Consider the following 9389-nt stretch of genomic DNA (forward strand, 5'->3'; position numbering starts at 1 on the left):
CGGCTCCCGCGGGCCCGCAGGACACAGGGGTGCCGCGCCCCGACGGAACGCGGCACCCCGAGAGGATCGCGCTGCACCGGGCGCGGCGGGCCCCGGCGTCGAGCGGCGGGCCCCGGCGTCGAGCGGCGGGCCCCGGCGTCGAACCCTCACCGCCGTGCCGCGGGCCCCGGCGTCGTGCCCTCAGCGCGGCGCAGCAGCGCTCACGCGCGGCGGCAGGCCACCGCACCCGCCTCGCGGCTCGCGCGGCTCACTCCCCCGCGCCGCGGGCGTCCGCACCCACGGCGTCGACAATGGCCTTGGCCTCCTCCTGGGCGGCGGCCGTCGTCGCACGGGGCGGCAGCACGCTCGGAAGCCCGCCGCCTGCGCTACTCGCGGTCCTTGAGCACCTCCGTCACATCCACTCTTCGCAGCCGGCGCTCCCCCAGCAGACGGGCGACGACGTAGCAGCCCAGGACTACACCGACGATCATGACGACGGCCGTCTTCGGCAGCGTGAACTCGAAGGCCGTCGGCAGGCCGGAGATCATGCGGAGCCACACGGGCTGCATCACGAGGAAGGACAGCGGAATCCCCACGATCAGCGCCGCTGCGACGACGAGGGCGTAGCTGCTCAGATACATCCCGCCGACTTCTCGGTCGGTGTACCCCAAGGCCTTCATGAGCGAGATGCTGTAGGTCTCCTTGTCCACGACCATCCGCATGAGCAGCACGATGACGAGGACCGCCATGGAGATCGACGCCGTCAGCAGGATCGTCATCGTCGTCGTCATCGCATCGGTGAGGGTGTTGACGCTCGTCATCATGTCCGCTCGGCTCACAACCTGGGAGGAGGCAGCGTCGAGCTCGGGGCTCTGCGTGTCCGTCATGACCGCGTTCGTCGCCGTCGGCTCCTCGCCGACGAGACCGTTGGCCGTATCCAGGCGGGCCAGGACCGCCGGCTGCGGGTACTCGACAATCCCGGACACAACGACGCTGTGCTCCTCACCGCTCGCGCCCCGGAGTGTCAGGGTGTCGTTCTCCTTGAGACCTTCGTGCAGAGCGGTCGAGGAGGAGATGTAGACTCGGCCCTCCGTGAGATCGAGGTCCTGGGCGAAGTAGCGCCCGGAGTCCTCCAGCCCGAGAAGGATCGCGTCCGCGTCGGTGTCGGAGCCCGGCGGCTCCAGGGTGACGGATCGGACCGAGGCCCTCTCGGCATCCTGGGGAACGGGCGGGGGCTGAGTCCCTTTACCGCCAGCGGCGAGAACGTAGAGGTAGCCGAATGGGACCTTCTCACGGACCTGCTCGGCGTAGGCGTCCACGCTGGCGCGCATGCCGAGGCTGAACACCATGGGCAGCACCGACAGCACAACCCCGGCGAGCATGACCGCGCAGGTCCTCCACTCCCTCAGACCCTGGCGTATCCGGTAGCGTACGGAGAAGGGGAACCTGGTCAGCCTCATCCCCGGCCGGCTCCCGACGCCAAGATCGCGCCGCAGGAGCTGCAGCGGCTCCTTGGCGAGCCTGCGCTGCAGGACGAGGAGTCCGACAGCACTCACAATGAGCACCGGGACGCCGAAACCGAAGATGACCGCGGCCCCCGTCACCTCGGTGTGGACCTCCGGCAGCGAGTAGTACCCGGAGTTCGAATCCATACAGGGCGACAGGACGATGCCCGCCCCCGTGCCCACAGCAGCACACAGCGCTGTCAGGGCCACGGGCAGCGCGAGATAGTGCCTCATGAGCTCCCAGGGGGTCAGGCCCAGGGCGTAGAAAGTACCGATGACCGGGGACTCCTGCCTGATGTCCTCGGCGACCGCGACCGCCAGGAGGTAGGCGATGAGGAGGATCGCGACCGCCCCGGCGACATAGGACGCCTGCGCGGTCACTGTGACATCGTCCTCGCCCGCGATGATCCGCGAGTTATCCGCTGCGTCGAGGACCGACAGCACGCCGAGGGACGACGGCTCCCCCGCAGTGGCGATGGCGGCGGCGGCCTCCTCCACGCTCATGCCGGAGTCCCCCAGGTCCACCGCGTAGCCGGGGACCCTGGTCGGGCCGGGCGCTGGCCATGCCTCCATCGCCCCGGAGGTCACGAAGGCGGTCCCGAAGGCACGGGGATCGGCGGCCGTGTCGGTGGAGCGGGCCACGACAGTGGTGTAGTCCGGGCTGCTCCCGATCCCGATTACGCGCAGCCGGCGGCCCCCAGCCTCAATGAAGTCCCCGACGCCGATGCCGTGCGCCGTCGCGTAGTGCTTCTCGACGACCGCCTCATCATCCGACTGGGGCAGATCCCCGGTGTCCAGGTTGACCAGGTCGATGCGCGAGCGCACAGCGAAGACGCGCAGAATCGATGCATCCGGCCCCTCGACATCCGCGTAGGTCTCATCCTCGAGGGTCACGCCCTTGTCCTCGATGGCGGAGACCAGCGCGGCATCCAGCGCGCCACTTGTCGCGATGTAGCCGTCCTCGACGTTCGCGGCGGACTGGCCGTCCTTAATGCTGCTCAGAACCGACTGGCCGGCGGTGGATGTTCCCGTGGAGGCGAGAACACCGAGGATGATGAGCGCGGCGAGGAGGGCGTACCGGCCTCTTTTAGCCCTCAAGTCCCGCGGCAGCTGGCGGCGCAGGACCGAGATGGGACTCCGCAGCCTCACCACGACAGGTCCTCCGCCCGTACAGGAGCGTCATTGACCGAGGAGCTCTGCACCCGGCCGTCGCGCACCATGATCGTGCGCTGCGTCATGCGGGAGATGGCTTCGTTATGGGTGACGATGACGATCGTGGTCCCCAGGCGCTCATTGACCTGCTGCAGGAGCGCGAGCATCTCCTTGGACGTGCCGTAATCGAGGGCTCCCGTCGGCTCGTCGCACAACAGGACCTGGGGCTGCTTGACGAGGGCGCGCGCAATGGCGCAGCGCTGCTGCTGGCCGCCCGAGAGCTGGGAGGGGAACTTCAAGCGGTGCTCACTGAGCCCGAGCGTGTCCAGGAGCTCCTCCAGGGGCATCGGATCATCGGTGAGATACTCGCAGACCTCGATGTTCTCCGTGACTGTCAGATTGGGCACGAGATTGTAGAACTGGAAGACGAAGCCGACGCTCCTGCGCCTGAATCGGGTGCGGGCCCTGGGCCTCAACGAGGTGATCTCCGTGCCGTTGACGGTAATGGTGCCGCGGTCGGGACGGTCCAGTCCTCCCATACAGTTGAGCAGGGTCGACTTGCCCGAGCCACTGGCCCCCACAATGGAGCAGATCTCCGCATCCTGCACCGAGCAGGACAGATTCTTGAGGACTTCGACAGCTCCCTCTCCCCGACCGAATGACTTACTGACCGAGTCGATGACGATCGTCATGTCCAGCCTTCTTTCCCACTTCTGTCTTCATTACCCTGTCCTGATCCGCGGCGACTGCCCGGCGCCGGCCCGCCCGCCGGCTCCCGCAAAATGAGAGTCCTCGTGAGGATCTCAAGCGTCGCATCCGGATGCTCCACCACATGGAAATGACCGCCGGGGACCTCGATGGAGCGGAAAGGGCCCGTCGTCGCGGCGCGCCGTCGTGCTCACGCTGACCCACGCACAGCCTACGCGTGCGGGTCTCCTTCAGACCGCGCAGCGTACGCTCGACATCCTGGGGGTAGATGTTCTCGCCGCGCCAGATGATGAGGTCCTTAAGACAGCCGGCGAGATAGAGGCTCCCCTCGTGGAAGAAACCGAGGTCCCCGGTGCGCAGCCAGTCGGTCCTATCATCATCGCCCGCACGCCGAGCGTGAAAGATCTCCTCGGTGGCGCCGTCATTGTACCAGTAACCGGGGGGAAGCCCCGGTCCGGCAAGCCAGACCTCGCCGACGCGTCCCTGCTCCAAGGGCTCCCGAGAGGCTGGATCAACGATGCCGACTCGCGTGTCGAGTCGATATGCTCCCAGTCCGACAAGCTCGCGACCCGCATCATCTGCCCCGACGACAACCGCTCGGCTCCGCCCCAGGGCTGCGGAATCGAAGCGGGTGACGGGCTGCGCCGCCGCCTGAGGGCCGAGCCCTGGGGCGGCGCAGACAGCGAGCGAGGCCTCTGCCAGCCCGTAGGCGGGAGTCACGGCGCGCCCATCCATGCCAAGGCCGACGGCCACACGACGGAAGAAGGCTAGACTGTCCGGGCTGATCGGATCCGAGGCATTGAGGGCGCAGTGCAGCGCGGACAGATCCACCTCCAGACCCGGGCGCTTGACAATGGCAGAGGCCGCCAAGGCACAGCCGAAGTCCGGCGACGCGGTGAAGGTGGCCCGGAAGTCGCTGAGCGCGAGTATCCAGCGCAGCGGATCGGCGATAAAGGCAGATGGCAGCATGAGCGTGGTGGTGCCCTGCGTGAGAAGAGGATCCAGACATCCGTAGATGAGGCCCATATCGTGGCTGAGCGGCAGCCAGCTCACCATCTGCGGGACCTGTCCCACCTCGAGGCCTTTGGAGATGTACTCGCTCTGGTACAGCAACGCCCGGTGGGTATTGAGCACGCCCTTGGGGGATCCCGTGGAGCCGGAGGTGTACTGGATGAAGGCCGGGTCATCGCCACGCGCCGGCCATGGCTCGTCGCTGCCTGCGGAGGCGGACAGGATGCTGTCCCGACTCACCAGATGCGGAGCCGGACCGTCCGGGCGGGCTGGGATCTCGCCCGCCAAGCGGTCAAGGATCGCAGGGGCGGCCACAATGACGGCAGGCCCGGCGTCACGCACGATAGTCTTGAAACGCTCGATCGCCGACATACCCGTCAATGGGAACGGGACGGGTACCGGAATGAGGCCCTTGTGCATTGCGCCCAGGAAGAGGGAAATAAAACGATCATCTCCGGGCACCACCAGTGCGATCCGATCGCCGGGAGACCCCGGCAATACGCAGGATATTGTCTCAACGAGATCCCACAGCTCACGGTAGGTGTACTCCCGCACCCGCCGAGACTCTCCCGATCTCGGGGAATCGGAATAGTCTAGAAATCGCAGCGCCGTCCGCCGCGGAACACTCGAGACAGTCTCCATGATTCAGGCACTAATCGTCTCGCACACATCAACTCCACACACAAGGAAGAGGTCTCGATACATCAAGGACGTCAAGAAAATCTAGAGTTCAGAGAAACGCAACTCTCCCGGCCACAACTCTCAACCGGCTAATCGCTGTTGGTAAGGCTAACCTTAACCACAAGCAACCTCAACCTTCCCTCGAAAATGTAATATTTGTCACTGGCATGTCTCCTCGGTGCCGGGCCTCCGCGAGCACGGTCGGAGCGGCGCCCGGCGCCCCGTAGGAGCGGATCCGCCGACCACCCACTGGGCAGGCTCGCACCTCGCGCCCCGGTACGGTCAGCTTGGCGCAGAAGGAGCCGGCCAGCCAGATCCCCGCACTGGTGCCCCGATCCGGCCCCGGCGCCGGCCCGGGCCCGCAGACACGGGGGTGCCGCGCCCCCAGCGGGACGCGGCACCCCAAGAAACTGCGTCGTGCCGAGAAGGCGGGAGCCCCGGCACCGCGCCGCGCGCACCGGCGTCGCACCCCCGGCGCGGCGCAGCGCTCACACGCAGCCGCAGACGGCTCCCCGCCCCGCGGCTCGCGCGGCGGGTCACTCCCCCGCGCCGCCGCGGGAGTCCGCCCCCACGGCGTCGACAATGGCCTTGGCCTCCTCCTGGGCGGCGACCTCGGCGCTGAGCGGGTCGGAGGCGATCTTGGGGTCCCAGGGCTCGCCGCGGAAGGTGAACTCGCCCAGGATCCCCTCTCCCTCGGCGTCGACGATGACCTTCTGGCCGCGCTCGATCTCCCCGAAGAGGATCTTCTCGCTCAGGGCGTCCTCGATGTCGCGCTGGATGGCGCGGCGCAGCGGGCGCGCGCCGAGCACCGGGTCGAAGCCGCGCTCGGCCAGCAGCTCCTTGGCGGCCTCGGTGAGCTCGATCGTCATCTCCTGCTCCACCAGGCGCCCCGCCAGGCGGGCGATCATGAGGTCCACGATCTTGCGGACCTCCGCCCGGGTCAGCTGCGGGAAGACGATGAGGTCGTCCACGCGGTTGAGGAACTCGGGCCGGAACTGCTGCTTGAGCTCGCGGTTGACGTGGGCCTTCATCTCCTCGTAGTCCATGGTGCCGCCCTCGGAGGACTGGAAGCCCGTGGCCACGGACTTGCCGATGTCCTTGCTGCCGAGGTTGGTGGTCATAATGATGACGGTGTTCTTGAAGTCCACCTCGCGGCCCTGAGCGTCGGACAGGTGCCCGTCCTCCAGGATCTGGAGCAGCGAGTTGAAGATGTCCGGGTGGGCCTTCTCGACCTCGTCGAACAGGACCACGGAGAAGGGCCGACGGCGCACCTTCTCGGTGAGCTGGCCGCCCTCGTCGTAGCCGACGTAGCCGGGGGGCGCGCCGAACAGCCGCGAGACCGTGTGCTTCTCGGCGAACTCGGACATGTCGAGCTGGATGAGGGCGTCCTCGTCGTCGAAGAGGAACTCGGCCAGGGCCTTGGCCAGCTCGGTCTTGCCGACGCCGGTGGGGCCGGCGAAGATGAACGAGCCGCCGGGGCGCTTGGGGTCCTTCAGGCCCGCCCGGGTGCGCCGGATGGACTTCGACAGGGCCTCGATGGCCTTGTCCTGGCCGATAATGCGCTTGTGGAGCTCGGTCTCCATGCCCAGCAGCTTGGCGGACTCGGCCTCGGTCAGCTTGACCACCGGGATGCCGGTGGACATGGCCAGGACCTCGGCGACCAGGCCCTCGTCGACCTCGGCGACCTGGTCGAGGTCGCCGGAGCGCCAGGCCTTTTCCTTGGTCTCGCGCTGCTCAACCAGACGGCGCTCGTCGTCGCGCAGGGCGGCGGCGCGCTCGAAGTCCTGGTCGTCGATCGCCGACTCCTTCTCGCGCTTGACCTCCGCAATGCGGTCGTCGATCTCGCGCAGCTCCGGCGGGGCCGTCATGCGGCGGATGCGCAGGCGCGCGCCCGCCTCGTCAATGAGGTCGATGGCCTTGTCGGGCAGGAAGCGGTCATTAATGTAGCGGTCGGCGAGCTTGGCGGCCGCCTGGATGGCGTCGTCGGTGATGACGACCCGGTGGAAGGCCTCGTAGCGGTCGCGCAGCCCGGTGAGGATGCCGATGGTCTCCTCGATGGAGGGCTGGTCCACCGTGACCGGCTGGAAGCGGCGCTCCAGGGCGGCGTCCTTCTCGATCTTGCGGTACTCCTCCAGGGTGGTGGCCCCGATGGTCTGGAGCTCGCCGCGCGCCAGCATGGGCTTGAGGATACTGGCGGCGTCCACGGCCCCCTCCGCGGCGCCCGCCCCCACCAGGGTGTGGATCTCGTCGATGAACAGGATGATGTCGCCGCGGGTGCGCACCTCCTTGAGGACCTTCTTGAGGCGCTCCTCGAAGTCGCCGCGATAGCGCGAGCCGGCCACCAGCGAGCCCATGTCCAGGGAGTAGAGCTGCTTGTCGCGCAGGGTCTCGGGCACGTCGCCGTGGACGATGGCCTGGCTCAGGCCCTCCACAACGGCGGTCTTGCCCACGCCCGGCTCCCCGATAAGGACGGGGTTGTTCTTGGTGCGCCGCGAGAGGATCTGCATGACCCTCTCCATCTCCTTGTGGCGCCCGATCACCGGGTCGAGCTTGCCCTCGCGGGCCGCGGCGGTCAGGTTGCGGCCGAACTGGTCGAGGATCGCCGAGCCGGAGGGGACACCCTCCTTGGACGAGCCGCCGGCAGTAACGGTCTCCTTGCCCTCGTAGCCGGAGAGCATCTGCATGACGGTCTGACGCACCGTAGACAGGTCCGCGCCCAGCTTGGTCAGGACCTGGGCGGCCACGCCCTCGCCCTCGCGCAGCAGGCCGAGCAGAATGTGCTCGGTGCCGATGTAGTTGTGACCGAGCTGGAGGGCCTCGCGCAACGAGAGCTCGAGGACCTTCTTGGCCCGGGGGGTGAAGGGGATGTGGCCGCTGGGAGCGGACTGGCCCTCGCCAATGATCTCCACGACCTGGGCGCGCACGGCGTCCAGGGAGACGTCCATCGACTCCAGGGCCTTGGCGGCGACCCCCTCGCCCTCGTGGATGAGGCCGAGGAGGAGGTGCTCGGTGCCGATGTAGTTGTGGTTGAGCGCCCGCGCCTCGTCCTGGGCCAGGACGACGACGCGGCGGGCGCGGTCGGTAAAGCGTTCGAACATCGCTGGTTTTCTCCTCGGCACGTGCGAATCGGTGGTGCGCCCGCCCGGGGATGGCGCATTGGGGCGCTGGCACGTGCTGACAAGGCTAACGGGGCGGGCGCGCCGTCCATGCCCCTGTTCGCAGAGGGCGTGAGCAGGGTTGAGCCCAGCCCGCTCAGGGCCGCCCGCTCAGGGCCCCCCGCCCCCCTTCACCGAGATCGGTTCGCTTCCGGCTCGAGATCGGTTCGCCGGGGCTCTGGTGGTGGGAGCGCGGGCGTTCGCCGGGAGGGCGTTCGGATGGCACGGTTCTTCTTGCGTCCTGCGAGGGCGGGCCGGGGGAGGGACGGTGTCCGGGGGGTTCTGTGTCATTCCGGCGGGCACCCGATCCCGAGCGTCGGTCGCGCACCGCCGCAGCGCGCCGGGGCCCGCGCCCCGCGACGCGTGGCGCCGTGGCCGAAGGGGCACACGAGATACCCGGCACTCAGCACCGATCTCGACGAAGGGGCCACAGCCGGCTCTCAGCCCGGGTCCAGCACCAGCAGGCCGCGGCGCAGCGCCTCGGTGACGACCGCCGCGCGCGAGTCGACGCCGAGTTTGGCGTAGGCGCGCAGCAGGTGCGTCTTGACGGTCGCCTCGGTGATGTACAGCTCGACCCCGATCCGGCTGTTGGACAGGCCCCGCGACACCGCCGCCAGCACCTGGCACTCGCGCGGCGACAGGGTCACCAGCGCCGGGGACCCCGGCCCTCCCGCGCCGCTGCGACCCGCGCCGCGCGCGGCCCCCAGAAGGCGCGTCGCCACGGTCGGGCTCATCGCGCTGCGCCCCACGGCGGCGGCACGCACGGCCGCAAGGATGTCCTCGCGCGCCAAGTCCTTCAGCAGGTAGCCGATGGCGCCGGCCTCGACGGCGCGCAGAATGTCGCCGTCGGTGTCATAGGTGGTGAGGACCACCACCCGGGGGCTGGCAGTGGCGGCGGTGCTGTGCGCCGTGCCCGCCCCAGCCCCGCTGTGCGCCGTGCCCGCCCCAGCCCCGCTGTGCGCCGTGCCCGCCCCAGCCCCGCTGTGCGCCGTGCCCGCCCCAGCCCCGCCGTGCGCCGTGCCCGCCCCAGCCCCGCCGTGCGCCGTGCCCGCCCCAGAGGCGATCCGGCGCGCGGCCTCCACACCGTCGACGCCGGACATGCGTAGGTCCATGAGGACGACGTCGGGGGCGAGTTCGGCGACGAGCGCGACGGCCTGCTCCCCGTCGGCGGCCTCCCCCACCACCACGAGGTCCGCCT

Annotated in this window: 5 protein-coding genes; all 5 read right to left on the bottom strand. The window is 69.0% G+C overall.

Features of this window, described 5'->3' with window-relative positions; all coding sequences use genetic code 11:
• Window positions 1-365 precede the first annotated feature (365 nt).
• A complete protein-coding gene (locus O145_RS10260; RefSeq protein WP_169740342.1) occupies window positions 366-2633 on the bottom strand; it encodes an ABC transporter permease in 2268 nt (755 codons plus the stop codon).
• Window positions 2630-3328 carry an ABC transporter ATP-binding protein gene (locus O145_RS10265; RefSeq protein WP_043562671.1) on the bottom strand — a complete coding sequence of 233 codons (699 nt, stop codon included), beginning with the start codon at window positions 3326-3328 and terminating at the stop codon, window positions 2630-2632. The genes O145_RS10260 and O145_RS10265 overlap by 4 nt, the downstream gene beginning before the upstream one ends.
• On the bottom strand, window positions 3300-4997 hold the full coding sequence (locus O145_RS10270) for an AMP-binding protein (RefSeq protein ID WP_084682534.1): 1698 nt from the start codon (window positions 4995-4997) through the stop codon (window positions 3300-3302). The genes O145_RS10265 and O145_RS10270 overlap by 29 nt, the downstream gene beginning before the upstream one ends.
• A 575-nt stretch (window positions 4998-5572) precedes the next feature.
• Window positions 5573-8134 carry an ATP-dependent Clp protease ATP-binding subunit gene (locus O145_RS10275; protein ID WP_043562675.1) on the bottom strand — a complete coding sequence of 854 codons (2562 nt, stop codon included), beginning with the start codon at window positions 8132-8134 and terminating at the stop codon, window positions 5573-5575.
• Between the two features lie 497 nt (window positions 8135-8631).
• On the bottom strand, window positions 8632-9389 hold a 758-nt coding region (locus O145_RS10280), incomplete at its 5' end, for a response regulator (RefSeq protein ID WP_043562690.1).

This window comes from Actinomyces israelii DSM 43320, from assembly GCF_000711965.1.
Lineage (GTDB): Bacteria > Actinomycetota > Actinomycetes > Actinomycetales > Actinomycetaceae > Actinomyces > Actinomyces israelii.

What these genes read in the sequence shown, in the direction of transcription:
- O145_RS10265 (WP_043562671.1), bottom strand. Translation starts at nt 3,328, where the DNA reads ATGACGATCGTCATCGACTCGGTCAGTAAGTCATTCGGTCGGGGAGAG.
- O145_RS10270 (WP_084682534.1), bottom strand. Translation starts at nt 4,997, where the DNA reads ATGGAGACTGTCTCGAGTGTTCCGCGGCGGACGGCGCTGCGATTTCTA.
- O145_RS10275 (WP_043562675.1), bottom strand. Translation starts at nt 8,134, where the DNA reads ATGTTCGAACGCTTTACCGACCGCGCCCGCCGCGTCGTCGTCCTGGCC.